The following is a 25,806-nucleotide window of genomic DNA, read 5'->3' as shown; positions in this document are numbered from 1 at the left end:
CCTGGCGCTTCATTTGTCCCACACCACGCGGAACCCCTGATGCGGCGTGGCGGTATCGGGTGAATTTCCGATCCGCGCGGCCACGCGGTAGCGATAGCAATAGCTGCGGTGACACAGGAAAGAGCCGCCCTTGAGCAGTCGGAAACCGCGCATGTCCTGCAACTTGCGGCGCACTGCCTTTTTCAGGGATTTCACCCGATAGGCGTCGGCGTTCCATTCCCAGACGTTGCCGACCATGTTGTAAAGCCCGAAGCCGTTGGGTGCGAAGGATCGCGCCGGTGCGGTGCCCTTCCAGCCGTCGGCGCCGGTGTTGGCAGCCGGAAACCGGCCCTGCCAGATGTTGCACGGCAGGAACGAGGCCTCGTCGGGCTCGTCATCCCCCCAGGGGAACCGCACATCCCCCAGACCGCCGCGCGCGGCATGTTCCCATTCCGCCTCGCTTGGCAGGCGGCCGCCGCACCATGCGGCAAAGGCCCTGGCATCGTTCCAGGATACCTGCGTCACCGGATGATCAAGCCGCCACTCGCGCGCGCTGTCGCCGCCGTGCGGGGCGCGCCAATGCGCACCGTCGACCCGGCGCCACCATTCGGTGCCGACCACGCCCTGCGTTTCCCGAATGGTCTTGGGCACATCGGAATGAAAGACGAAGGACCAGCCGAAACGCTCGGCGTCGGTAACATAGGCGGTGTCGAGGATGAACTTGGTGAAGGCGGCATTGGTCACCGTCGTCTGCGTCATCGTGAAGGGTTTCACAGGCACCGACCGCAGCGGCCCCTCGCCGTCGTCGGCGATCACCGGGGTGGCGGTGCCGACCAGGGCGCGGCCACCGGGGATGTCGACGGTGGGTTGGGGCAGGATCTGCGCCTGTCGCTGTGCCTGTGTCGGCAGCGGCCGTTGCGCCGCCCCGCCCACACCTTTGCCCGCACCTGCTCCCTGGGGGCTGCAACAGCCCCCGGCCGCACCCGGATTGACCTCCTCGACCATTGCCCCCCTCATCCCAACCGAAGACCCTTTGCATCGAACCTGTGCATGTTCGCCTCTTGCGGGGTGACGAAGACGCGGTCGTGATAGTCCAGCCGCATCTTTCCCGGTGCGCGCACGGTCATGGTTTCGCTGACGCCGTCGACATCGACCCGGATGAACGTGTCGCTGCCCAGATGTTCCGAAACACCGACCGTCCCCGCCCACAGCCCGCTGTCGGGCGACAGCGCAAGATGTTCGGGGCGGATGCCGAGGGTCTGCGCGCCCTGGGCGGTCGCGGCCTCGCCGTCGATGATGTTCATCATCGGAGAGCCGATGAACCGGGCGACGAACAGGTTGCGCGGGTTGTCGTAAAGTTCCAGCGGCGATCCGACCTGTTCGATCACCCCCTTGTTCAGCACGACGATCTTGTCGGCCATTGTCATCGCCTCGACCTGATCGTGGGTGACGTAGATCATCGTCGTCTCGAGCCGCTTGTGCAATTCGCTGATTTCCAGCCGCATGCCGACGCGCAGCGCGGCGTCGAGGTTCGACAGCGGCTCGTCGAAAAGAAACGCCGCCGGTTCGCGCACGATGGCCCGCCCGATGGCGACGCGCTGGCGCTGGCCGCCGGACAATTGCCCCGGCCGCCGGTCCAGATAATCCGTCAGGTTCAGCGCCGCCGCATTGTCGATCCGGCGTTCCTGTTCCGCCCGCGGCAGCCCGGCCATGCGCATCGGAAAGGCGATGTTCTGCGCGACGGTCAGATGCGGATAAAGCGCATAGGACTGGAACACCATCGCCAGCCCCCGCTTGCCCGGCGGCTGGTCGGTCGCATCCTTGCCGTCGATCTCGATGGTGCCGTGGGTGATGTTCTCCAGCCCGGCGATCAGCCGCAGCAGGGTGGATTTCCCGCAGCCCGAAGGCCCCACGAACACCACGAACTCGCCGCTTTCGATTTCCAGATCGAGCGGCGGGATGACCGTCACCTCGCCAAAGTCCTTGCGGACGCCCTTCAGTTGAATGTGCCCCATGTCAGCGGCTCCCTTCGCGGTGCTGGCCGCGCGCGATGTTCAGCGGCGGCGACATCATGGCATGCGCGCCGCGCACGCAGGCGGCGACGAAGCCCTGCGTCTTCAGCCCGCTTTCGGTGCGCCAGCGCAGGATCTCGCCGATCAGCCTTTCGCGGGTGGCCGCATGGGCCGGATCGTCCCACAGGTTGACCTGCTCTTTCGGGTCGTTTGCAAGATCGAAAAGCTGGCCCTGATCGCTGTCGACGAAATGCACCAGCTTGACCGACCCCTCAAGCACCATCGTCATCATGCGCGTGCCGGTCAGCAAGGCATCGTTGGAATGCTCGGCGAAGACCCGGGTTCGTTCAGGTGCGGCAGGGTCAGCGTCATATAGGCAAAGACCAGCCCGGTGTAGCTGTCGATCAGCCCGGCGAATGGAGTCTGGCCGAGGCAATCCCTGCCACGTGCAAGCTGCCGGAGCCGGAAATGGCCGCCACCGCGACGGCGCCCATGCGCGACGCGAGGCACCAGCACATGAACGACTGCACGCTGAACGGGCAGCGGCCAGGAGGGGCCCCGCCGCATGTCTTGCCCCGCGGCGGAAATGGGCCTTTACTGCAAGGATCGGCGCCTGCGCCCCGCGCCCGCCGTGCCCCGCTTCCGCCGTGCCCGCCCGGGCCCCTGCCGCCCGGACTCCGTCGATCCAGAACCCCGCAAGGCCCCCGATGCCGACACGACCTTCCGTACCCGCCGCCCCCGCAGACCGCATCCGCATCAAGCGGATCTACCGGGCGGCGCGGATCTCGGACGGGCGGCGCATATTGGTCGACCGCCTTTGGCCGCGCGGCGTGGCAAAGGATCGCGCGCGGCTGTTCAGCTGGGAAAGGGACATCGCGCCGAGCGATGCGCTGCGGCGTTGGTTCCATGCGCACCCGGACCTCTGGCAGGATTTCGTCACCCGCTACCGGGCAGAGCTCGCAGCCCGCGACGATCTGGTCGCGGCCCTGGCCGGACAGGCGCGCGACGGCGTCGTCACGCTGCTTTACGCCGCAAAGGACGAGGATCACAACAACGCGGTGGTGTTGCAGGATTGCCTGCGTCGGCGGCTTGACGGGGTTCCGACAACGTGACCGGCGATCCCGCGCACGGCACCCCCACCCCTGCGTTTTCAGGCATCGGCCATGTCCGACGGGATGCACCAGTCGCGCCCGCGCGGGGTTTCGACATATTCGGGCCAGCGGAAATGGATCGGCGGCGCATAATCGCAAAGCGGCGCCATCCATCTGTCGCCGCCCACCCCGCCGCCGGTGCGCGCCTCGAATTCGGCGCGGGCCGCGTCGCGGGCGGGCTTGTCCTGCAACAGCCGCAGCGCCGCCAGCGACAGCACCCGCGCCGCGCTGCGCACCATCGGGTCGATCGTGGCGGGAATGCCGCCCAGGGCGTTCATCACCCAGTTGGGATAGGGTGCCCCCGCGGGCCTGAGCGCCGGGCGCGCGATGTAGAACCGGGCCAGCGGCGCGTGCCAGCTCATGTCCGTGTAATCGTCCGAGGTGCTATTGGCCTGGCTGGGCGGCAGATCGCGGCGCAGGATGGCTTCGGCCTCCTGCGGGTCGATCAGGCGGCTCATCTCGGCGATGAAGGGGGCCTCCATCGGCGCAAGGCCCAGGGCCGCCTGAACCTCGCGCGCGACCTGCACCGCCGCGTCGCCCCATTGCGGCGCGCCCGCCGCCTGCATCGCATCCCACACCAACGCGGCCATCGCGTGATTGGCCAGCCCGGGGCGTGACTTGCAGACCCAGTGGCGTTCCCAGCGGCACCCGGTCATCGCGGCGACCGCCCCGGCGTTGCGGTCAAGCGCCGCCGTCACCTGTTCGGCCATCTCCACCGTGGGGGTGCGCAGCATGTATTGCACTTCGGCCAGCCCCGCGGGCTGATTGTCGGCCGTGGCCTGCCCGGCGGTCAGGATCGCCTCGGAGATTGACCAGCCACCCTGATGCGGCAGCATGGAATCGCGCAGCGTCTTGGACATCTGGAACATGCTCATCAACGCTTCCGAGGCGCCGGGCGCCCGGATCGCGGAATGCGATTGCGGGATCGGCGCGCCATCGCCGTGGCCCCAGCTTTCGGGCGCGTCGCAGATAAAGCGATAGACCATCGAATAGGCGGCGCCGCAATGCGTGTCCCAGCGCACCGTGTTGCACATCGGCAGCATGTAGAACGGATGGAACGACAGCATTGCCGCCAGCCCGTCGTAATAGCCCTTTGCGGCGTGGATCGGCTTGGACCCGCGGACCTTTTCGGCCGGCTCGCCGGTAAAGCGCAGCCCGCCCGCGATGCCATGCGCCTGCATCGCGGCCTTGGTGGCCAGCAGCCCGCCAAGCGCGCCGATGCCCAGCCCCGAATGCGGATCGGTATGCCCGCCCGCCTGAAACCCCAGCCCCCTGCGCGGCGCGCGACGGGGGGCCGCGGCCTGGCAATTGCCGGGGATGCCGTCGTATTCGGCATACATGCCGATCACCGGGCCCGCGCCGTTCGACCATTCGGCGCAAAAGGCCGTGGGCATCCCGCCCGAGCCCTCTTCGACCGCGAACCCCTCGGCGCGCAGGCGCGCCACGTACCATTCGGCAGAGCGGTATTCGCGCCACGCCGTCTCGCCGAAATCGAAGATCGTCGCGCACCAGTCCGACAGCTCGGGCATGCGGGCATCGACGGCGGCGAGCGCGGTGGCTTGGGCATCGGACAGGGGCACGGCGGCAGGTTCCTTTTCATGACGCGGGGCATCCCCGCAGGGTTCACAATGCCCGCAGGGGGGGCGGACCGCCGCATGGTGACGCCTTTCCGCCCGAATGGCAAAACCCGCGCAATTCGGCAGGACGGCAGGCTGCGCGGCACGGCGGCCCACCCTTACCATCCCACCTCCTTACCCCCCGTCACCTTCAATCCCGCGCGGGGGCGCCGAAATTCCGCGCCGCCCGCCCTTACCGTCCGCTTTCGGTTGCGATAGGCTGCCGCCCATGTCCGATGATGCCCGCCTGACCCCCCTGCCCACGCCCTGCCTGCTGGTCGACGAGGCCCGCATGAAACGCAATATCGCGCGACTGGCGCAGCATGCGACGGCGCTTGGCGTCACGCTGCGTCCGCATCTGAAAACCACCAAAAGCATCGAGGCCGCGCGCCATGTGCTGACGGGAGGCTGCGGCCCGGCCACCGTCTCGACCCTGGCCGAGGCCGAGGTGTTCGCCGCCGCGGGCATCGACGATATCCTCTATGCGGTCGGCATCAGCCCCGACAAGCTTGGGCGCGTCATCGCGCTGCACCGGGCGGGGTGCCGCCTGAGCGTGCTGCTCGACAGTGTTGCGCAGGCCAAGGCCGTCGCCGCCGCCGCCCGCCAGGCAGGCATAGCCATCCCCGCGATGATCGAGATCGACAGCGACGGGCACCGCAGCGGGCTGGCCCCCGACGACCCGGCCCTGATCGACGTGGGCCGCATCCTGCACGAGGACGGCGCGGCGCTGGCCGGGGTTCTGTGCCACGCGGGGGAAAGCTATACCGCCGTGGGCCGCGACGCCCACGCCCGTTTCGCCGAGGCCGAGCGGCGCGCCGTGGTCGATGCCGCCACCGCGCTGCGCCGGGCGGGGCTGCCCTGCCCCGCCGTCAGCGTGGGCTCCACCCCCACGGCACATGGCGCGCGCGATCTGTCCGGCGTGACCGAGCTGCGCGCCGGGGTCTATGTCTTCTTCGATCTGGTGATGGCCGGGATCGAGGCCTGCACCGTCGACGATATCGCGCTCAGCGTGCTGACCACGGTGATCGGCCACCAGACCGCGCGCGGCTGGACGATCTGCGATGCGGGCTGGATGGCGATGTCGCGCGACCGCGGCACGGCGGCGCAGCGGGTCGATCAGGGCTATGGCCTTGTCTGCGACACGGCCGGCCGCGTGATCCCCGGCCTTTATGTCAGCCAGGCCAACCAGGAACACGGCGTGATCGCCAGGCATCCCGACCACGACGGCGAGGTGCCGGACCTGCTCCTGGGCACCCGGCTGCGCATCCTGCCCAACCACGCCTGCGCCACCGCCGCGCAGCATCAGCGCTATCACGTGCTGCCCGACGGTGGCGACGGTGGCGACAATCCCGGGGCGCCGCTGCTGGAATGGCCCCGGTTCGGGGGCTGGTAAGGCGGGTTCGGGACCTTGCAGGGGGGATCCGGGGCCCTCGCAGGGCGCTGTGGCGGGGCCGCCTCAACCCCGGTCGCGCTGCATCGCCACGCTCAGCAATGCCAGCACGCCCGAGCCGATCATCAGGAACACCGAGACCGCGTTCAGCACCGGGGTGGAGCCCACCTTGACCATGCGATCGTACATGGTGATCGTCAGCGGCGCGTCCGAACCCACAAGCATCAGCGTGGTGTTGAAATTCTCGAACGACACCAGAAAGGCCACCACAAAGGCCGAAAACAGCGCCGGGATCAGATAAGGCAGGGTGACCGTCGCCAGCACGCGCGGACGGCTGGCGCCGAGGTTCAGCGCGGCTTCCTCCAGCGCGATGTCGAACTTTTGCAGCCGCGCCGCGATGACCAGCGATGTGATCGTGGTCAGAAAGGAAAACTGCCCCAGCACCACCAGCGGAATGCCGGGCCGCAGCCATGTCGGGTTGAAGCCGAACGACTGGTCGATGCCGTTGGCGATCATGCTGGCCAGCACCAGGATGGAAATGCCCAGGATCACGCCGGGGATCACCAGGGGCACGACCATCATCACGTAAAGCACGCTTTTGAACGGAAAATCCCGCCGGACGAACAGAAAGGCGTTGCAGGTGTCCGCCGCCACCGCCAGCGCCGAGACGATCGCCCCGATATAAAGCGAATTCGTCAGCCCGCGCAGCAGCCGGTTGTCGTGGAACATGCCCAGCTTGGGCTCGGTCGGGTTGAAGAACCAGTCCAGCGTGAACCCCTGCCACGGCAGCGACGGAAACAGCGAATCGTTGAAGGCGAACGCCCCCGCCGCCAGCAGCGGTGCCGCCAGATACAGGAAGAAGATCACCACATAGGCGCGGTAGACAAAGCTGATCCAGGGGGATTTCCGCGCCGCGCTCGATGCCTGTGCCATGCGCCTAATCCTTTGCCACTGTGCTGGCCAGGCTCTGCCCGGTCAGCCGCAGCCCCAGCCAGATCACCAGCGAGGTGAACCCGAGCAGCAGCACGCCGAAGGTCGCGCCCGCCTCCCAGTTGTAGCGGGTGATGAACTGGTTATAGATCTGCTCGGTGAACCAGCTGCTGTTCTTGCCGCCCAGCAGCACCGGCGTCAGATAGCTGCCCGCCGTCAGCATGAAGGTGATGATGCAGCCCGCCACGATGCCCGGCATCGCATAGGGCACGATGATGCGGCGGAACACGGTGAACCGGCTGCCGCCCAGGTTGTAGCCCGCCTCCAGCAGGGCGTCGTCCATGCCGTCCAGCGTCGAGACCAGCGGCACGATCATGAACAGCACCACCGTATAGACCAGCCCGATCACCACGGTGACGTCGTTGTAAAGCAGCTCGACCGGGCCGCTGATCAGCCCCGCCCATTGCAGCGCGCCCGACACCAGCCCGGTTTCGCGCAAAAGCACGATCCAGCCGAAGGCGCGCACCAGATCGCTGACCCAAAGCGGGATCAGGCACAGAAGGAACAGCGCCGCGCGCGACCGCTGCCGCGCGATCTTGGCGATGTAATAGGCCACGGGAAAGCCCACCAGCAGTGCCAGGATCGTCACCAGGATCGACATCCAGGCGGTGCGCAGCAGCGTGTTCCAATAGATCGGCTCGCCCAGGAAATTCATGTAGTTGCCAAGCCCGAAGGTATATTCCCCCGGCCCCACCTTTTCGCGCAGCGACACATAGCCGATGCCCAGCTGCGGCAGCACGATCAGCAGCGCGATCCACAGCGCGAAAGGCGCCATCAGCAAAAACAGCGACAGCTTGCCCGCATCGCGCCCCATCATGCGGCCCCCGCCGCAAAGGCCAGCGCCCGCCCGCCCTGCCAGTTGATCGCGATCGCGTCGCCCTCGGCGATATCGCCCGCGCCGCTGCGGTCGGCCACCTCGATCAGCCGGCCGCTGTCGCTGCGCACCAGGATGCGGCTGTTCGCGCCGTTGAACAAAAGGCTGTCGACGGTGCCCGTCAGGGTCTTGCCCTCCTCGCCGGGGCCGACCGATATCGCCTCGGGACGGACAAAGACCTCGACCGCGTCATCCACGCGCAGCGGCGCGTTCGCCGCCGCCAGCACCGTGCCGCCGTCTTGCAGCGCGACGCGCACATGGCCGTCGGCCACGCGGTCGACGCGCCCGGCCCAGCGGTTGCTGTCGCCCACGAACCCCGCCACGAACCCCGAAACGGGGCTGTCGTACAGCGCCTTGGGCGGGCCGATCTGTTCGAACCGCCCCGCGTTCATCACCGCCACGTTGTCGGACATCACCAGCGCCTCGGACTGGTCGTGGGTGATGTAAAGGAACGTCGTCTCGAACTGGTGCTGCAATTGCTTCAGCTCGATCTTCATATGTTCGCGCAGCTTCAGATCCAGCGCGCCCAGCGGTTCATCCAGCAGCAGCACGTCGGGTTCCAGCACCATGCAGCGCGCGATGGCGATGCGCTGTTTCTGCCCGCCCGACAACTGGGAAATCCGCTTGTCCTCGACCCCCGGCAGGCCCACCCGGTCCAGCACCGCGCGCACCCTGTCGGTGATCTGCGCCTTGGCATCGCCCCGGCAGCGCAGCCCATAGGCGATGTTCTCGCCCACGTTCATCATCGGAAACAGCGCCAGATGCTGAAACACCATCTTCACGTTGCGCTTGTTGGGCGCCAGGTTCAGCACCGAGCTGCCCTTGATCAGAATATCGCCCTCATCGGGCGTCTCGAAGCCTGCGATCATGCGCATCAAGGTGGTCTTGCCGCAGCCCGAAGGCCGAGGATTGAAAAGAACGACCCGCTTGGCACATCGAAGCTGACACCATCGACGGCGGTGAAATCCCCGAAACGCTTGGTCACGCGGTCGCATCTTAGATCGTACATGGCTTTTCCCTGGCGCAGGCCGCTGGTCGTGGAAATCGGCGGGGGCGTGGCGGATCGTGCCGCACGCCCCCGCCCCTGGTTTCGGTGAGTGGGTCGTCGCTTGCCGCGGTTTTTGCGGCTTGCCGGGGTTTATTGCGCGGCCTTGATCCGCTCCAGCGCAATGCCCTCCATATCCTCCAGCCCGGCGGGGATATTGGCAAAGAACTTGAGGTTATCGAGGTCCTTTTGCGTAAACGCCGCCTGCACCGCCGCGCGCTTGTCGTCGGGCAACAGGTCGATCCCGTTGGGCACCGCCGCGATCGCCCCGGTGGAGGCCGACATCACCTTGATGTTCTCGGGCTTCAGCACGAAGTTGATCCACTTGTAGGCGGCATCGTCGGCCTCGCCGCCGCGGGGGATGGCGAAAGTGTCGATCCAGGCCAGCGCGCCGGTTTCAGGCGGCACGAAGACGATATCGGGGTTCTGCGCATACAGCTTGAACGCCGTCGAATCCCAGGTTTCCGACACGATGACCTCGCCCGAGAGCATCAGCGCCGACAGGTCGTCGCCGCCGGTCCAATAGGTCTTGATGTTGGATTTGCACTCGATCAGCTTCTGCGTGACCTTGTCGAGCATGTCCTGATAGGCGGCCTTGTCGCCATAGAGATCGAACGGGTTCACCCCCATCCCGAAGGCCGTGCCCAGAAGGATCGTGCGCCGCAGCCGCATCGAGGTCTTGCCCTTGTAGGCCGGGTCGCACAGGTCGTTCCAGCCGGTGACGTCGGGGGCCTCCTTCATGTTGGTCATGATCCCCGAGGTGCCCCACTGATGCGGCACGGCATAGACCTCGCCGTCGATGGTGGTGTTGGCCTTCACGCCTTCCAGCAGGTTTTTCGACATCACCGAGGTGTCGATCTTCGACAGATCCAGGGGCTTGTAGATGTTGTATTCCTGCTGCGCCGCAAAGATCCGGTCGTGGCTGGGCTGGGCCAGATCATAGCCCGACCCGCCGGTCGCGCGCAGCTTGGCGATCATTTCCTCGTTGTTGGAAAAGGTCACCTCGACGGTGATATCGGGGTTTTCCTTTTCGAACTTGGCGATCAGCTCTTCGGGGGCGTAGCTGCCCCAGGTCAGCAGGCGCAGCGTCTCGGCCTGCGCGCCCGTGGCCGCGACCAGCCCGAAGGCGGTGCCGAGCAGCGCCAGCTTGATGGAGTGTCTCATCTCAATTCTCCCTGACTTCGGTGATGCGATTGTTTTTGTGGTATCGGCGTCGTGTGACAATTTGCTGACAAAATGTCGTCGATATGTATTGCGTGGTCGAAATTCCCAAATTTTTTCGGGTGTTGAAATGTTCAAATACCTATCCGATCCTTGCGACGGCGAAGTTCAACCCCGGCGGGCAGAAACCACGCCCTGCCCCGATAGAGCGGGCGCGTGGGACAGCCGATCCGGCCCAGCCAGGTTTCGGCAGCTGCAACGGTGCCCGCTTCGGCGTCTTCTTCGGAACCCGCATCGGCGCTGGTCGCGCACACGGTCCTCATACCCAGACAGCTTGCCATTCCGACACCCGATCCGCAGCAGCCCATCGCATGGTGGACGTGATCTTTCTGCCCCACATGGCCGCGCGAATCAAAGGAATATCCGATAGCCTCTCCAGGAATGGATGAGGCGGCAGTTCGCCGGCTGCGGCAATACGCGCGCCATCTTGCCAGGAAGCCGTCCGCCGCTGCTGCGCGTGCCGGTCTCAGCCGCGCTGAGCCGCCCGCCAAAGAGGATGCGTTTGCCGGCGGCGCAGGGTGCGGTTCATCCCGGCATCTCGCTGAGCTGATACGTGGACCGCGCCAGCCATTCCGGGTTGACCTCGACCCCCCAGCCCGGCGCGTCGGTGACCTCGGCCATGCCGTCCATGATCGCATAGGGGTCCGAGACGAAGAGATCCTGCTGCCAGGGATAGTAATCCGCCCCCTCGATCGAGAACTCCAGGTATTTGCCGGCGTTGGGAATCGCGCGGAGCAGATGCATGGTGAACAGCGTAACCATCGACAGGTTGGCGCAATGCGGCGTGACGGGCAGACCCGCCGCCGCCGCCATCGCGGCCACCCGCATCGTGCGCCCCATGCCGCCCATGTACATCACGTCGGGTTGCACGATGTCGACCGCGCGCATGTCGATCATCCGCTTCCAGATCGGCAGCAGGCAATCCTGCTCGCCGCCGGTCACGTCGATGTTCAGATCGGCCAGCGCCCGGGTGACCTCGCGCGTCTGCTCCAGCTCCCAATAGGGGCAGGGTTCCTCGAAATGGGTGATGCCGTTCTGTTCCAGAACCCTGCCGTAGGCGATGGCCTGGGCGGGCGAATAGCAGGAATTGGCATCCACCAGCAGCGCCACCTGTTCGCCTCGGAAGGCGTCCGCAATGGTGGGGATGATCTCTTCGGTCCGGCCGTCCCATTCGTCGCGCCCGCGCCCGACCTCCGCCCCCAGGCGGAACTTGAACGCATCGAACCCCTGCTCCGCGCGCAGCCTGCGAAAGCGCTCGGCCTCGTCGGCGGGGGTGATGTCGCGCCGCATCGATGACGCATAGGCCCTGATCCGCCCCGGCGTGCCGCCCAGCAGCGCCGTCACCGGCTTGCCCGCCGCCTTGCCGCGCAGATCCCAGATCGCGGTTTCCAGCCCGCCCATCGCCCGACAGAGGTAGGAGCCGGGGAACTTGTGTTCCCGCTCCTGCACCAGATCGAGGTGATCGTCCAGATCGTCGATCCGCCGCCCCAGCGTCCAGGGTGCGACCTGGCGGTGCAGCACCTGTGCGGTGATGTCGGAGTGGTAGGTCGACATCTGCCCCCAGCCCTGGGCGCCGGTTTCGTCGGTGACCCGGGTGAAGCCCACGAAGGCGTTGCAGAAGGTTTCGATGCGGATGATCTTCATCGCTGGCAGGATCCCGGCAATTTCGACGGCGGCGCCCCAAGGCGCACCGGAACAGGTTGAGCCGGGAATTGGGCCGGTGACAAGGCCCACTTTGAACCGGCTGGCATACCAATCGGCAGAGGGTGGCGGGCGTGTCGAAATACATAGGCGGCGCATTGAGCCCGACGCTTTCGATCCCGCGCGGTGGCCACACCGCCTGCGCCGCGGGCATCGCGACGGCGCCGCTTTGGCGCCATGCGCTTGCTCCCGTCGCGCGGCAGGTCTTCACCCTTGGGCTCTGCGCCGTCCTCCCCGCGCAGATCGCGCGTGGTGTGACCGATCTGGCACGGGTCGTCGAGGATCTGGCGGCAGCGGCGCGCGGTCAGCCGCGATCGTGCAAGATCAGCGCCGCCGCCTTTTCGCCGGTCATGATCGACGGCGCGTTCAGGTTGCCCGAGGGGATGCGCGGAAAGATCGAGGCATCGGCCACGCGCAAGCCCTGCACGCCATGCACCCGCAGCCGCGCATCCACCACCGCGCCCGCCGCCGGGTCCGGCCCCATCGCGCAGCTGCCGCAGGGGTGGAACACGGTGCCCGCCCGCGCGCGGATGTCGTCGCGGATCGCCTGGGGCGAGGTCACATCGGGACCGGGCACGACCTGCTTTTCGATCGCGTCGGCCAGGGGCGGCGCGGCGGCGATGCGGCGCAGCATCTGCGCGCCCTCGGCCAGTTCCTCCAGATCCTCCGGCGCGCTGAGATACCGCGGGTGAATTTCCGGCGGCTCCAGCGGATCGCTGCTGCGGATATGCAGATGCCCCCGGCTTTGCGGATGACAATTCGAGATCCCCAGCAACATGCCCGGCCAGGGGTCCGGCGCCATCAACCTGCGCCTGCCCGGCGCCGCGCGCGTGTAACTGACCGGCGAGAAGTAGAGTTGCAGGTTCGGCCTGTCGCGCCGGTCGCCGCTGCGGAAGAACCCGCCCCCCTGGTTGACGCTCAGCGACAACGGGCCGCCCCGCGTCAACGCATAGCGCAACCCCACCAGCACGCGCCCCGCCCACGGGCGCAGCACGTTGTTCAGCGTCGGGCAGTTGGCGCGGTAGATATAATCGTATCCGATATGATCCTGCAGGTTCTCGCCGACCCCGTGGGCCGCCTGCACAACCTCGATCCCCAGCACCCGCAGCCGCGCGGGCGCGCCTATGCCCGACAGCTCCAGCAGTTGCGGAGAGTTCACCGCACCCGCCGACAGGATGACCTCCCGGCGGGCCATCGCGCGCAGGGTCTGCGCCCCGCGGCGGTATTCCACACCGACCGCGCGGCGTCCGTCGAACAGCACCCGCGTGGCATGGGCGTGGGGGATCACCCGCAGATTCGGGCGTCGGCGCGCAGGGGCCAGATATCCCGTCGCCGCCGAACAGCGGACACCGCGGCGCGTGGTGATCTGGTACAGCCCGACACCCTCTTGCGTGGCGCCGTTGAAATCGCGGTTCAACGCCAGCCCCGCCGCCTGCCCCGAGGCCACGTAATCGTGGCTGAGCGGATGCACCGCCCCGTCGATGGGGCTGACGGCGATCGGCCCGCCGGTACCGCGCAGATCGTCGCCGCCCGCCAGGTTGTCCTCCATCGCGCGGAAATGCGGCAGCAGATCGTCGAACCCCCAGCCGGGATTGCCCAACGCGCGCCAGCCGTCGTAATCGGCGGCCTGCCCCCGGATGAACACCATCGCGTTGATCGCACTCGATCCGCCCATGACCTTGCCGCGCGGCCAATAGCTGACGCGGTTGCCGGTGCCGGGATCGGCTTCGGTCGAATAGCGCCAGTTCAGGCGCGGGTGATGGAACGCGCCGCCGTAGCCGATGGGCATCCGCACCCAGAAACTCAGATCCGATCCGCCCGCTTCGAGCACCGCGACGCTCGAGCGGCCGTCCGCACTCAGCCGATTGGCGAGCACGCAGCCCGCCGATCCGGCGCCGACCACGACGTAATCGGCGACAATTTCCGCCGCGCCGCCGTTCTGGCCGCCGTTCTGGCCGCCGTTCTGGCCGCCGCCCTGCCTGCCGCCCTGTCTGCCGTTCTGCCTGTCGCCTTGCCCCATCGGACTGCCCTCTGCCTGTCGCGACCCCGCCCAGGCCCCTGCCGGGAGCGGCCGGGCGCGGTGCGCTGCAAGCCATCGCCCCCGCGCCCCGTCCGGGTCGCGGGCCGTTGCGAACCAACTTGAAGGCCAATCGCGGGCGCCATGCAAGCAGCGATATCTTCGCAGCCGCGGCGCCCCGGCGGGCGCAGCGCGCCGATGCTAGTGATTGTCGCGCGGCAGATCGCGTGCGATGCGGTGGTATTTCGTGGCCAGTTCCAGACAACCGCCCTCGCCGAGCTGGCCGACATGGGTGCGGTAAATTTCCTGCCAGGGCGTCTGATGGTGCAGGTCAGGCGGGCTCCAGGCCGCGGCGCGCGCGCGCCATTCGGCATCCTCCACCAGCGCGTTCAGAGTGCGTTCGTTCAGATCCAGCCGCACCCGGTCGCCGGTTTTCAGCAAGGCCAGCCCGCCGCCCACCGCCGCCTCGGGCGAGGCGTTCAGGATTGACGGGCTTTCGGATGTGCCCGACTGCCGCCCGTCGCCCACCGTGGGCAGATGGTCGATGCCGCGCTTGAGGATCGCGTCGGGCGGCTGCATGTTGACCACCTCCGCCGAACCGGGATAGCCCACGCAGCCGACGCCCCGGATGAACAGGATCGCGCACTCGTCGATGTGTAGCGCGGGGTCGTTGATGCGGTCGTGGTAATCCTCGGGGCCCTCGAACACGACGGCGCGGCCCTCGTGGATGCCTTCGCGGCCCGCCTGCGACAGGAACCGGTCGTGAAAATCCGCCGAGATCACGGAGGTTTTCATCAGCGCATTGTCGAACAGGTTGCCCGACAGCACCAGAAAGCCCGCGTCGCGGCGCATCGGGTCGTCGACGGGGCGGATCACGGCCCTGTCGCGGCTTTCCCACCCCTCCAGCAGCGCCGCCCATGGCCGACCCGAGGCGGTGCGCGCGCCCAGCCGCAGCAGGCCCGCCTTGTTCAGCTCTCCCATCACCGCCTGCACGCCGCCCGCGCGGAAAAAGCTCTCGCCCAGATATTCGCCCGCCGGCTGCATGTTGACCAGCAGCGGCACCTCGAAGCCCAGCGTTTCCCAGTCCTTGAGCGCCAGCGCCACGCCCGCGTGGCGCGCGACGGCTTGCAGATGCGGCGGCGCGTTGGTCGAGCCACCGATGGCGGTATTGACGACGATGGCGTTCTCGAAGGCCGCGCGCGTCAGGATGTCGGAGGGTTTCAGATCCTCATGCGCCATCTCCACGATCCGGCGCCCCGTGGCATAGGCCATCGCCATGCGTTCACGGAACGGCGCCGGGATCGCGGAGGAGCCGGGAAGGGTCATGCCCAACGCCTCCGCCAGCGCGTTCATCGTGCTGGCGGTGCCCATCGTGTTGCAATGACCCAGCGAGGGCGCCGAGGCACAGGCGCGCTGCATGAATTCGTCATAGTCGATCTTGCCCTCGGCCAGCAGCCGCCTGCTTTCCCAGATGACGGTGCCCGACCCGGCGCGCTTGCCCTTCCACCAGCCGTCCAGCATCGGGCCGCCGTTCAGCGCGATTGCCGGGATGTCCACGGTCGCGGCCCCCATCAGCAGCGCGGGCGTGGTCTTGTCGCAGCCGGTGGTCAGCACCACCGCGTCGATCGGATAGCCGTGCAGCACCTCGACCAGGCTGAGATAGGTCAGGTTGCGGTCCAGCGCGGCGGTCGGCCGCTTGCCGGTTTCCTGGATCGGATGGACCGGAAATTCCATCGGGATGCCGCCCGCATCGCGGATGCCCGCCTTGACGCGGTCGGCCAGAAAGACGTGGATCTTGTTGCACGGCGCCAGATCGGAGCCGGTCTGCGCGATACCGATGACCGGCCGCCCCGACTGCAATTCCTCGCGGGTGAACTGCTGGTTCTGGTAACGCTCCAGATAGAGGGCGGTCATGCCCGGATTGTTGGGGTTATCGAACCATTCCTGGGAACGGAACCTCTTGTTCGCGCGCGTATCGGCCATTGTCCTGTTCTCCTTGGTTGCGGTACTTAGCGGCCAGGGGCCGTGTCGACCAGCGCGCCGCGCGCCGAAATGGTCCGCGCGGCCTGCACCCCGCCCGCCCGCACCGCCGCCGCATCGTCGCGGGACGCGAGGAATTCCGCCAGATAGGCCGCGTTGAACGAATCCCCCGCCGCGGTCGAATCGACCACCCGCGCCACCGGCGTGACGGGATGTTCGGCGCTTGCGCCGTCGATCCGCGTCACGACCGCCGCCGCGCCGTTCTTGACCACCACATGCCCGCAGCCAAGCGCCCCGTAACGCGCCGCCGTCGCGGCGGGGTCCGCATCGCCGAAAGCCGCCGCCTCATCCTCGTGGCTGGGCAGCACGATCGTGGCCGTGCGCGCGGCCCGCTCGATCAGCGCGCGCATCCGGGCGGGATCGTCCCACAGGCGCGGGCGGATATTGGGGTCGAACGCGACCACCGCGCCCGCGCCGCGCACGGCCTCCACCTGCGCCAGCAATGCACAGGCGTCCCGATGCGGCAGGATCGCCAGCGTGATCCCCGTCAGGTAGATCACCTCCGCGCCCTCCAGCCGCGCCGCGACCTGGCCCGGCGCCGTCATCATCGCCCGCGCCGCGGAACTGTCGCGCCAATAGCTGAAGCTGCGCTCGCCCTGCCGCAAATGGATCATGTAAAGCCCCAGCGTGCGGCCCGCCAGCCGGGGGGCGCCCGCGCAGGACACACCCGCCGCCGCGGCGAAGGCGCGGAATTCATCGGACAGCGCGTCGGTGCCCAGCCCGGTCAGGAATTCCACCTGCCATTGCGGCCCCAGCGCCCGGGCCGCGTACCACAGCGTGTTGAACACATCGCCCGCAAACCCCTTGCGGAACAGCCCCTGCCCTTCGGGCGACAGCTCCACCATGCATTCGCCGATGCCCAGAAAGCGTCTTGCATCCCCCATGTCAGTAGACCGCGATCCAGGGGAAGGCGATCAGGATCGCCACCGCCAGCGCCTGCAACCCGATGAACGGCAGCAAGGAGCGGAAGATATCGCCGAGCGAGATCTCGGGCGGGGCCACCGATTTCAGATAGAACGCGGCCGGCCCGAAGGGCGGCGACAGGAAGCTGACCTGCATGTTCATGCAGAACAGCACCCCGAACCAGATCGGATCCAGCCCCAGCGTCTTCACGATGGGCACGAAGATCGGCATGGTCAGCAGCGCGATGCCCACCCAGTCCAGAAACGCCCCCAGCACGAAGAGGATCGCCATCATCACCAGCACGATCACCGTCGGATTGTCCGAGATCCCGGTCATCAGATCGGAGACGAAGCGGATACCGCCCATCAGGTTGTAAACCCCCACCAGCGCCGTGGCCCCGATGCCGATCCACACGATCATGCCCACCGTCGCCAGCGTCTGCATCGCGGAATCGCGCAGCAGCCGCCAGCTGAATTCGCCGCGCAGCAGCGTCGACAGGATCACCCCGCCCACGCCCACCGCCGAGGCCTCGGTGACCGAGGCGACGCCCGCATAGATCGAGCCCAGCACGAAGACCACCACCATGATCGGCAGGATCAGACCCTTCAGCAGGCGGAGCTTCTCGGCCGTGGGGATGGGATCGGCTTCGGGGGCGGGGGCGACCTTGGGATCGGTGTAGGCGCGGATCAGCACATAGGCCACATAGAACGACGCCAGCATGAACCCCGGCACGAAGGCCGCGGTGAACAGATCGCCGATCGACACATTCGCCGTCAGCCCATAGATGATCAGCACGATCGACGGCGGCACCATCGTGCCCAGCGACCCGCCCGCGCAGACCACGCCGATCGCCAGGTTGCGGTCATAGCCCAGCCGCAGCATCTGCGGCAGCGCGATCATCCCCAGCAACACGATCTCGCCGCCGATGATCCCCGACATCGCCGCCAGGATGACCGATACAAAGATCGTCTGCACCGCCACTCCGCCGCGCAGCCGGCCGCCGATCAGCTTCATCGCGTCGAACAGATCGCGCGCGATCCCCGAGCGGTCCAGGATCGCGGCCATCAGCACGAACATCGGGACCGAGACGAACACGAAGCTTTCGACGAAGGTATAGATCCGGCTGGTGATCACCGATACGGCGATGGGCCCGAACCCCAGCAGGGCAAAGACCAGCGCCACCAGCAGCGTGACGAAGGCCAGCGGCATCCCGGTCAGCAGCAGGATCACCATCAGGCCGAACATCAAGATTGTGCTGGTGCCGATCCCCAGCGCGGCAAGGTCGATCATCGCATTCATTGGGCGCGCCCCCGGCGCATGCGCCTTGCGTGGTTATAGGCCAGCACCAGAAACTGGATCGTCAGCACGATCAGCATGAGGAAAAGAAAGATCTTGACCAGCGCGGGCGTCGGCGGATTCCAGGCGCTGCCCGAGCGTTCCAGGCGAAAGTCGCCGGTGGGGGCAAAGGTGGCCTTGGCCACCATGATGTAGCCTGCATAGGTAAAGAACCCCGCCGCCACCGCGCAGGCGGCAAAGATCGCCACATCGAACAGACGGCGCACAGGACCCGACAGCATGTCGTAGATCAGCACCACCCGGATGTGCGTGTCGCGCGCCGCGCAGAACAGCCCGCCATAGAGAAAGGAGATGGCGCACAGGAATGTCGTCGTCTCATGCGCCCAGATCGTCGGCGCGTTGAAGACATAGCGCAGGAAGACCTCGATCAGCAGGATCACCGCCGACAGGACGATCATCGCGGCGAAGAAATAGCCGCCCGCATTCACCGCGCGCCCCAGCGCCCCGGCCTGCGGTAGCGCGGACGGCTCACGCGTGTGGGGCCTTTCGGCCAGCGCTTCGCTGGTCGCGGCCAGATCCGTATCCAGCGGGTCGCGTCCGCTCATCCTGTCCCCTCCGGTCGTTTGCACCGATGAAAGCGGCGGGCGCATGACCGCCCGCCAGCCCGTCTTGCGCTTATTGCATGAGGCCCTTGTCGGTCAGATAGGCGGTCAGCGTGTCATAGACCTTCTGCGCCATCGGGGACTGGCTTGCCAGCTTCTGCCACTCGCCCCGCGCGATTCCGCGGAACTTCGCACGCTCTTCGGGTGCCCAGTCGTGCACGGTGATCTTGCCTCCGGCCTCGGCGGCCTTCACGGCATCCAGGTCACGCTGTTTCAGGGCGTTTACCTGGGTCTGCTGGAACTTCTTGACCGACTCCTCGAATATCTTCTGCACGTCGGCGGGCAGCGCGTCCCATTTGTCCTTGTTCATCGACACCTCGACCAGCGGCAGCGAGTGGAAGCCCGGATAGACCGGATTGGGCGCGATGTCGTTCAGGCCCACTTCCTGATTGACCGAGAACACCGAATAATCGGCCGCGTCGATCACGCCCTTGTCGAGCGAGGTGAACACCTCGGAGGCAGGCAGGTTCACCGGCGCGGCGCCCGCGGCGGCAAAGACGTTGGCGATCAGCCCCTCGGGGGTGCGGATCTTGACGCCCTGCAGATCGGCCACCCCATCGAGCGGCACCTTGGAGACGAAGGCCTCCAGCCCCGGCGTGGTCACGCCGATGAAATGCAGCCCGTAGGGGCCGACCATTTCGTTCATCAGCTCCTTGCCGCCGCCGTTCTCGACGAAATCGATCATCTCGTTGGGGTCGGACCAGGCGCCGACCGGGTTGGCGATCAGGCCGAAGGCCGGATCCTTGCCCGCGAAATAGGAGGTGTCGGTGATATGCCCGTCGATCAGACCGGCGCCCACGGCGTCCTGCGTTTCCTTGTAGTCGACGATGGTGCCCACGGGCAGCATCTCGACGCTGACCCTGCCGTCGGACATTTTGCGCAGATCCTCGGTCCAGGCTTGCTGGAACTCGAAGTTGGGGTTGCCGGCCGGATCGGACGATTGGAAGCGGAAGCTGTAGTCCTGCGCATGGGCCCCGAATGCGACCAGCCCCAGGGCCAGCGCGGTCGATGCGAGTTTCGTGATTTTCATGGTCTTTCCTCCCTTGATGGATAGCGGTGACAGGCGCTCCTCATGCCTGCCGGAATTGCAGTTGAACTTTCATCGCGCGCGCCTTGTCGGAGGTGTGCTCGAACGCTTCGGCGGCGCGATCCATGGAGTATTCGCGCGTCGGAAGCGGTCGCAACGAACAGCTTCAGGCTCATTGGACTGTCCTCCGAAACGCGGCGGGCCAGATCGGTGCGCCGGAAAAAGCCGGGCGTCAGGGCCGTGCCCAGGCCGGGGCCTTCCATCGGATAGACGAACCCGCCCTCGATGCGCGGCACCTCGGTCACCAGATCGCGATACCAGCCGTTGTAAAAGGCCCGCACGGATTTCTGGATCAGCGTGTTGGGCTGGCTGAAGCTCATGATGCAGGGTCCGCACGAATTCTCTGTGAGTCTGTACACCCCTCTGATAGATTCGATCAACGGAAATTAACATTACTGTGCTACAAAATGACAAAACCTATCATACAATCTAAAACCGCAAGCCACACAAGCACCTCCGGGCTGGTCGAGCGCACCATTGCGGACATCCGCGATTTCATCCGCGAGAACGAATTGAAGGCCGGCGACGCCCTGCCCAGCGAAACCGCGCTTTCGGCGCGGCTCGGCGTGTCGCGCACCGTCGCCCGCGAGGCGATGCGCGCGCTCTCCGCGCTGCGCATCCTGGAAATCGGCAATGGCAGACGGGCGCGGGTCGCGGCGCCCGACGCGGCCGCGCTTTCGATGATCCTGGATCACACGGTCTATACAAGGCAGCTGTCGATCCAGCAGATCCTCGACGCGCGCCGCACGCTGGAGCTGCGCACCGCCAGCCTGGCCGCGCTGCGCCGCAGCGACGCACAGGCGCGCGAGCTTCTGGATATCGTCGCCGCCATGTTCGACGAGCTGCATCAGCCTATGCGCGTCATGGAACATGACATCCGGTTTCATGAGGTCATCGCCACGGCCTCCGGCAATTCGCTCTATGCGATCATCGTCAACTCGTTCAGCGTGATCACGCGGCAGACCTGGGATATCGGCTGGCGCAGCCGCGCCACCGAAGAAAACCGGCGCGAAAACATCCGCTGCCATGAACGCATCGCCACCGCCATCATGGCCCAGGATCCCGGCCGGGCCGAGGCCGCGATGTCGGAGCATTTCGACAGCAACGTCAGCGTATTGGTGAAGGCCGGGATCACGTAGGGCATTACGAATTTGTAAATATTCAGCCGCCCCGCCCGCGCTAGATAACGGATCATCCCCCGGCCGACGATCGGATTCCCGCCATGAAAGCCCGCGAAAGCAATGTATTCGTCCTTCAGGGCGGCGGCGCGCTGGGGGCCTATCAGGCCGGCGCCTTCGAAGGGCTGAGCGATACGTTCACCAAAATCGCCTGGGTTGCGGGCATTTCCATCGGGTCGATCAACGCCGCGATCATCGCGGGCAACCCCCCCGAGCGGCGGGTCGAGCGGCTGCGCGCGTTCTGGGAACAGGCCACATCGATGGGTCTGTCCCAACCAATGGCCGAGGGGTACTGGGCGCGCGGAATGCTCAACCGGCTCAGCGCCGCGGCCACGGCGATGGTCGGGGTGCCCGGCTTTTTCACCCCGCGCTTTCCGCCCGCCGCGCTGCTGCCCTTCGGGGCCGCGGGCGCGACCAGCTATTACGACACCGCGCCGCTGCGCCGCACCCTGGAAGAGCTGGTCGATTTCGACCTGCTCAACACCGGGAACGTGCGTTTCAGCGTCGGCGCGGTCAATGTCGAAACCGGCAACATGACCTGGTTCGACAGCTCCGAACGGACCATCGGGCCGGAACATGTCATGGCCTCGGGGGCGTTGCCGCCGGGGTTTCCGGCGGTGCAGATCGACGGCGCGTCCTACTGGGACGGCGGTTTGGTGTCGAACACGCCGCTGCAATACGTGCTGGACAGGCGCCTGCCCGACCGCGATCTCTGCGTTTTTCAGGTGGATCTGTTCAACGCGCGTGGCCCGATACCGCGATCGGTCTGGGAAATCGAGGCGCGCGAAAAGGACATCCGCTTTTCCAGCCGGACCCGGTTCAACACCGACATGATGCGCCGCCTGCACGAAACGCGCGCCGCGGCGCGCAGGCTCTACGACCGCCTGCCCGCCGCGCTGCGCGACGACCCGGACGCGCGGGCGCTGATCGCGGGCCCGCCCGATCCGCGCATCACCATCGCGCATCTGATCTATCGCCAGACCCGCTATGAAAGCGCGTCCAAGGATTACGAGTTCTCGCGCCGGTCGATGCAGGCCCACTGGGCCGCCGGGCGCAATGATGCCAAACGCACGATGACCCACCCCGAATGGGAAAAGCGCCACGATTCGGCCGAACGGATGCAGGTTTTCGACCTGTCCGACGCGCGTGCATGACTGTAGACCGGGCATCGGATCGCCGCACCGCGCGAAGCCACCCCGTCAGTTTGAACAAGGAGAAAGATCATGGACCTCAAGGGAAAATCCTGCATCGTGACCGGCTCGGCCAGCGGCATCGGCAAGGCGATCGCGCGGCGCTATATCGCCGACGGGGCCAATGTCGCCATCGCCGACCTGCGGCTTGACGCGGCCCGCGCCACCGCCGAGGAACTGACCGCCGAGGGTCCGGGCACCGCCATCGGCGTGGAAATGGATGTCACCGACGAGGACGCGGTGAACGCGGGCGTGGCCGAGGTTGTCGACACCTGGGGCGGGGTCGATGTGCTGGTCTCCAACGCGGGCATCCAGATCGTCCACCCGGTGCAGGATTTCCCCTTTGCGGAGTGGAAAAAGATGCTGGCGATCCACCTGGACGGCGCCTTCCTGACCTCGAAGGCCTGCCTGCCGCATATGTACAAGGCCGGCTCGGGCTCGGTGATCTTCATGGGCTCGGTCCATTCCAAGGAAGCCTCGCCGCTGAAATCGGCCTATGTCACGGCCAAGCACGGGCTGCTGGGCCTCGCCCGCGTGATCGCCAAGGAAGGCGCCGCGCATGGCGTGCGCTCGAACGTGATCTGCCCCGGCTTCGTCAAGACGCCGCTGGTGGAAAGGCAGATCCCCGAACAGGCGCGCGATCTGGGCATTTCCGAAAAGGAGGTGGTCGAAAAGATGATGCTGGGCGGTACCGTCGACAAGGAATTCACCACCGTCGAGGACGTGGCCGAGATCGCCCACCTCTTTGCCGCTTTCCCGACCAATGCGCTGACCGGGCAATCGATGATCGTCAGCCACGGCTGGTTCATGGAATAAACCCGACCAGGCCGCTGTGGACAGGCGGCGCCGGGCCATTGAAATGCCCGGGGCCGCCCGACGCGGCTAGAGCCGCGTGCCGAACACCGCGCCGATCACGTAGGTCGCGCCCATCGCGATCACGCCCCAGAACGCCACCCGCAGCGCGGCGCGCCCCATCGGCGCCCCGCCCGCGCGCGCGCCGACCGCGCCCAGCACGAACAGCAGCACCAGCGTCAGCGCGAAAATGCCATAGCTGATCGCGCCATGCGGCAGGATCATCGCCAGTATCAACGGCAGCGCACCGCCCGCCAGGAACGCGGTGGCCGAGGCGATCGCCGCCTGCAACGGATTGGCCGACAGATGGTCCGACAGGCCCAGCTCCTCCCGCGCGTGGGCGGCGAGGGCATCGTGTTCGGTCATGTCCCGCGCCGCCAGCCGGGCGGTCTCGGGCGACATCCCGCGCCCTTCCAGCAGCTCGACCAGCTCGTTCAATTCGCCCTCGGGATCAGCGCTGAGCGCGCGTGTCTCGCGCTCCAGGTCGGCGGCTTCGCTGTCGGCCTGCGAACTGACGGAGACATATTCCCCCGCCGCCATCGACAGCGCGCCCGCGCTCAGCCCCGCCAGCCCCGCGAGCAGGATCTGCCCCTGGCTGGACGCCGCGGCCGCCACCCCGACCAAGATGCTGGACGTCGACAATAGCCCGTCGTTGGCCCCCAGCACCGCCGCCCGCAGCCAGCCTGTCCGGCTGACGTAATGTTGTTCGCTCATCGCTCGTCCCTTTTCGTGACCGCAGGCGGCGCAACCGCCGCCGAGGCTGTGGCGTCAGAAGACCTGCCGCAGCGTCGCGGCCGCGCATGACCGCGGCAGGGACTGCCGACTTTAGCCGCCCCGCGGGGCGGGAAAAAGGCCCGAATGACGCGCGCGGTCAAGACGCCGCGGCCGAAGCGGCCCCGGGCGAGGGGGATACCGCCCCGACCCCGCTGCCGGTCAACGGTTGGTGATCGTCACCGTTCCCGCTTCGGGATCGACCTGCAGGGTGTCGCCGGTGCGAAACAGCGTGGTGACATCGCCGTCCTCGAACCGGTCGACCATGCTCATCTCGGCCAGCGCCGCGCCCTGGGCCAGGATGGTATTGGCCGAATTGAAGATGATCGCCTTGGGGCAGATGTTGCGCGATGCCATCTCATGCAGCATCCAGGCGGATGCGACGCCGCCCTTGGCGGTGTTCAGCACCAGGATCTTGCCGTTGTACTGCTGCCCGTAAAGCTTGTGCTGCGGGCGCGAGAACACGCCCTCGATGCGGTTCAGGTCATAGCGGGCCGAGAAATTGTCATCGGCGACAAGCGCTTCGCCCTCGACCTTCTTGCCGATGCCGACATGACATTTATAGGTTGTGGCCATCAGACGATTTCCCCCTTCACGGCGCTTTCTATGCAGTTTTCCATCGAGGCCAGCGAAGGCTGATAGCCATAGCCGCCCAGAATGTTCACGATCTTGGTGGAATTGGACAGCAGCCGCTTCCAGCCGTTGGCCTCGCCGATCTCGCGCGCGTATTGCTGGTAGAAGCAGGTACCTTGCAGCACCTTGCCGCCGAACTCCTCGATCGCGTCGTTATAGCCCATGCGCCGCGCGTCGGTGTAGACGCTGGGCGAGGTGCACACGATGAGCGAAGTGTCCTTGTGGCGCTGCCTGTCGCGGCAGAGCGCGGCGACGCTCTGCATTTCCACCAGCGACAGCTGCGGCGCGGCAAAGACCACCACATCGACCTTGGCGCCGCGCCCGCCGAAGGGGGCGCGCAGGGCTTCGATATCGTCGGCGGTGATATCCTCCGGCGTCAGGTTTTCGCCGCCGACATCTTTCAACGTGGCGCATTCGGGCGTGACGCCCGCGATGTGGAACAGCGGCGTCGACCCGTAGCTCGCCATCGCCGCGCCGAAATGCTTGGCCGCGTCGCTGGAGGGGGCCTTCTCGATCCCCTCGATCACCGGCACCTCCCAATAGCTGCCGGCCTTGCGCCCGATCACCGCGCCCAGAACGCCCCAGTCGGTCAGCCCCTCGGGCTGCTGGCGCACGACGTAACGGCGCGTGGCGCGGCGGTGGCGATCCAGATGCAGGCCATAGCGCGGGGTGCGCCCCGTCAGCCCCGCCGCCAGCGCCGAGGGCCCCCCCTCGAAGTTCGAGCGCGCGCCGCAGACGCTGTTGGAATAGATCACCACGCCGGTGTCGCCATAGGCCACATGGTCGCCCAGAACCGGCGGCATGATGGTCTGATAATTGATGCAGGTGTCGGTCATCATGATGTTGAGCGCCCGGCAGGCGGCGATGAACCGGCGCTCGATGTCGGCCATCTCCTCGGTCTGGCCCAGCGGGTCGTAATAGCTCAGATCGACGCCGCGCGGATCGGTGATCATCGGCACCGCGACGCGGCGCTGCTCCTCGGGCAGGGCGGCGAAGCGTTCGACGAACTCGACCCCCGCCAGGCCCACCGACTCCGGGTCGCCCATCATATGGGCCTGACTGACGGGCACCATGTCCTGCGCGTCGAACATGCGCCCGACCTGCACCTGATGGTCCATCGCCCATTGCCGCGCCGGGCCCATCTTGCCCGCCAGCATGGCCTGTTCTTCGTCGTTCAGTTTCACATCAAGTCTCCAGA

At 66.9% G+C, this 25,806-nt stretch carries 24 protein-coding genes; 5 read left to right on the top strand and 19 right to left on the bottom strand.

Annotation, left to right across the window (positions count from 1 at the left end):
- Nucleotides 1–9: 9 nt before the first annotated feature.
- From ACU0BR_RS01895 to ACU0BR_RS01885, 3 genes are read right to left on the bottom strand one after another with little or no spacing between them, the layout of a single operon-like run.
- Entirely contained in the window at nt 10–984 is a 975-nt protein-coding gene (locus ACU0BR_RS01895; RefSeq protein ID WP_446155147.1) for a formylglycine-generating enzyme family protein, read from the bottom strand.
- Nucleotides 985–992: 8 nt separating this feature from the next.
- Nucleotides 993–1,994 (bottom strand): ABC transporter ATP-binding protein, encoded by a 1,002-nt coding sequence (locus ACU0BR_RS01890; RefSeq protein ID WP_446155146.1) that lies wholly within the window; start codon nt 1,992–1,994, stop codon nt 993–995.
- Between the two features lies 1 nt (nt 1,995).
- Complete coding sequence (locus ACU0BR_RS01885; RefSeq protein WP_446155145.1) at nt 1,996–2,280, bottom strand: hypothetical protein; 285 nt, start codon at nt 2,278–2,280, stop codon at nt 1,996–1,998.
- 418 nt (nt 2,281–2,698) lie between these two features.
- On the opposite strand from ACU0BR_RS01885, the gene ACU0BR_RS01880 reads away from it, so the two are divergent.
- A complete protein-coding gene (locus ACU0BR_RS01880) occupies nt 2,699–3,103 on the top strand; it encodes a DUF488 domain-containing protein (protein WP_446155144.1) in 405 nt (134 codons plus the stop codon).
- Between the two features lie 38 nt (nt 3,104–3,141).
- On the opposite strand, the gene ACU0BR_RS01875 is transcribed toward ACU0BR_RS01880, so the two are convergent.
- On the bottom strand, nt 3,142–4,722 hold the full coding sequence (locus tag ACU0BR_RS01875; protein WP_446155143.1) for an amidohydrolase: 1,581 nt from the start codon (nt 4,720–4,722) through the stop codon (nt 3,142–3,144).
- 265 nt (nt 4,723–4,987) lie between these two features.
- Here ACU0BR_RS01875 and ACU0BR_RS01870 point away from each other — a divergent pair, with 265 nt between their 5' ends.
- On the top strand, nt 4,988–6,151 hold the full coding sequence (locus tag ACU0BR_RS01870; RefSeq protein ID WP_446155142.1) for an alanine racemase: 1,164 nt from the start codon (nt 4,988–4,990) through the stop codon (nt 6,149–6,151).
- Nucleotides 6,152–6,214: 63 nt separating this feature from the next.
- Here ACU0BR_RS01870 and ACU0BR_RS01865 read toward each other — a convergent pair whose 3' ends face one another.
- The 12 genes from ACU0BR_RS01865 to ACU0BR_RS01810 all read right to left on the bottom strand — a co-directional run bounded on the left by ACU0BR_RS01865 (nt 6,215) and on the right by ACU0BR_RS01810 (nt 20,304).
- Complete coding sequence (locus ACU0BR_RS01865) at nt 6,215–7,081, bottom strand: ABC transporter permease (RefSeq protein WP_446155141.1); 867 nt, start codon at nt 7,079–7,081, stop codon at nt 6,215–6,217.
- 4 nt (nt 7,082–7,085) lie between these two features.
- Nucleotides 7,086–7,955, bottom strand: coding sequence for an ABC transporter permease (locus tag ACU0BR_RS01860; protein ID WP_446155140.1), 870 nt, complete (start codon nt 7,953–7,955; stop codon nt 7,086–7,088).
- Nucleotides 7,952–8,887, bottom strand: coding sequence for an ABC transporter ATP-binding protein (locus tag ACU0BR_RS01855; RefSeq protein WP_446155139.1), 936 nt, complete (start codon nt 8,885–8,887; stop codon nt 7,952–7,954). The genes ACU0BR_RS01860 and ACU0BR_RS01855 overlap by 4 nt, the downstream gene beginning before the upstream one ends.
- Before the next feature lie 263 nt (nt 8,888–9,150).
- On the bottom strand, nt 9,151–10,221 hold the full coding sequence (locus ACU0BR_RS01850) for an extracellular solute-binding protein (RefSeq protein ID WP_446155138.1): 1,071 nt from the start codon (nt 10,219–10,221) through the stop codon (nt 9,151–9,153).
- Between the two features lie 582 nt (nt 10,222–10,803).
- Nucleotides 10,804–11,922: a mandelate racemase/muconate lactonizing enzyme family protein gene (locus ACU0BR_RS01845; protein ID WP_446155137.1), complete on the bottom strand. Its 1,119-nt coding sequence runs from the start codon at nt 11,920–11,922 to the stop codon at nt 10,804–10,806.
- 361 nt (nt 11,923–12,283) lie between these two features.
- Complete coding sequence (locus tag ACU0BR_RS01840) at nt 12,284–13,999, bottom strand: GMC family oxidoreductase (RefSeq protein ID WP_446155136.1); 1,716 nt, start codon at nt 13,997–13,999, stop codon at nt 12,284–12,286.
- A gap of 198 nt (nt 14,000–14,197) precedes the next feature.
- Complete coding sequence (locus ACU0BR_RS01835) at nt 14,198–15,979, bottom strand: IlvD/Edd family dehydratase (RefSeq protein WP_446155135.1); 1,782 nt, start codon at nt 15,977–15,979, stop codon at nt 14,198–14,200.
- 26 nt (nt 15,980–16,005) lie between these two features.
- Entirely contained in the window at nt 16,006–16,920 is a 915-nt protein-coding gene (locus tag ACU0BR_RS01830; protein WP_446155134.1) for a sugar kinase, read from the bottom strand.
- A 1-nt stretch (nt 16,921) separates the two neighbouring features.
- Nucleotides 16,922–18,238, bottom strand: coding sequence for a TRAP transporter large permease (locus ACU0BR_RS01825; protein WP_446155133.1), 1,317 nt, complete (start codon nt 18,236–18,238; stop codon nt 16,922–16,924).
- Nucleotides 18,235–18,840 (bottom strand): TRAP transporter small permease subunit, encoded by a 606-nt coding sequence (locus ACU0BR_RS01820; protein WP_446155132.1) that lies wholly within the window; start codon nt 18,838–18,840, stop codon nt 18,235–18,237. The genes ACU0BR_RS01825 and ACU0BR_RS01820 overlap by 4 nt, the downstream gene beginning before the upstream one ends.
- Nucleotides 18,841–18,910: 70 nt before the next feature.
- Nucleotides 18,911–19,927, bottom strand: a complete 1,017-nt coding sequence (locus tag ACU0BR_RS01815) for a TRAP transporter substrate-binding protein (RefSeq protein ID WP_446155131.1) — start codon at nt 19,925–19,927, stop codon at nt 18,911–18,913.
- Nucleotides 19,924–20,304: a hypothetical protein gene (locus ACU0BR_RS01810; RefSeq protein WP_446155130.1), complete on the bottom strand. Its 381-nt coding sequence runs from the start codon at nt 20,302–20,304 to the stop codon at nt 19,924–19,926. The genes ACU0BR_RS01815 and ACU0BR_RS01810 overlap by 4 nt, the downstream gene beginning before the upstream one ends.
- 87 nt (nt 20,305–20,391) lie before the next feature.
- Here ACU0BR_RS01810 and ACU0BR_RS01805 point away from each other — a divergent pair, with 87 nt between their 5' ends.
- The 3 genes from ACU0BR_RS01805 (at nt 20,392) to ACU0BR_RS01795 (ending at nt 23,168) form a co-directional block, all read left to right on the top strand.
- On the top strand, nt 20,392–21,123 hold the full coding sequence (locus tag ACU0BR_RS01805) for a FadR/GntR family transcriptional regulator (protein ID WP_446155129.1): 732 nt from the start codon (nt 20,392–20,394) through the stop codon (nt 21,121–21,123).
- Nucleotides 21,124–21,206: 83 nt separating this feature from the next.
- Nucleotides 21,207–22,316, top strand: a complete 1,110-nt coding sequence (locus ACU0BR_RS01800) for a patatin-like phospholipase family protein (protein ID WP_446155128.1) — start codon at nt 21,207–21,209, stop codon at nt 22,314–22,316.
- A gap of 69 nt (nt 22,317–22,385) precedes the next feature.
- Nucleotides 22,386–23,168, top strand: coding sequence for a 3-hydroxybutyrate dehydrogenase (locus ACU0BR_RS01795; protein WP_446155127.1), 783 nt, complete (start codon nt 22,386–22,388; stop codon nt 23,166–23,168).
- Nucleotides 23,169–23,234: 66 nt separating this feature from the next.
- On the opposite strand, the gene ACU0BR_RS01790 is transcribed toward ACU0BR_RS01795, so the two are convergent.
- The 3 genes from ACU0BR_RS01790 to ACU0BR_RS01780 form a co-directional block, all read right to left on the bottom strand.
- Entirely contained in the window at nt 23,235–23,918 is a 684-nt protein-coding gene (locus ACU0BR_RS01790; protein WP_446155126.1) for a VIT1/CCC1 transporter family protein, read from the bottom strand.
- Between the two features lie 219 nt (nt 23,919–24,137).
- Nucleotides 24,138–24,551 (bottom strand): aconitase X swivel domain-containing protein, encoded by a 414-nt coding sequence (locus ACU0BR_RS01785; RefSeq protein ID WP_446155125.1) that lies wholly within the window; start codon nt 24,549–24,551, stop codon nt 24,138–24,140.
- Complete coding sequence (locus ACU0BR_RS01780) at nt 24,551–25,792, bottom strand: aconitase X (protein ID WP_446155124.1); 1,242 nt, start codon at nt 25,790–25,792, stop codon at nt 24,551–24,553. The genes ACU0BR_RS01785 and ACU0BR_RS01780 overlap by 1 nt, the downstream gene beginning before the upstream one ends.
- Between the last annotated feature and the right edge of the window lie 14 nt (nt 25,793–25,806).

Source organism: Brevirhabdus sp. (assembly GCF_052826345.1).
The sequence above is the reverse complement of the archived record's forward strand: the minus strand, read 5'-3'. Positions and strand labels throughout refer to the sequence as shown.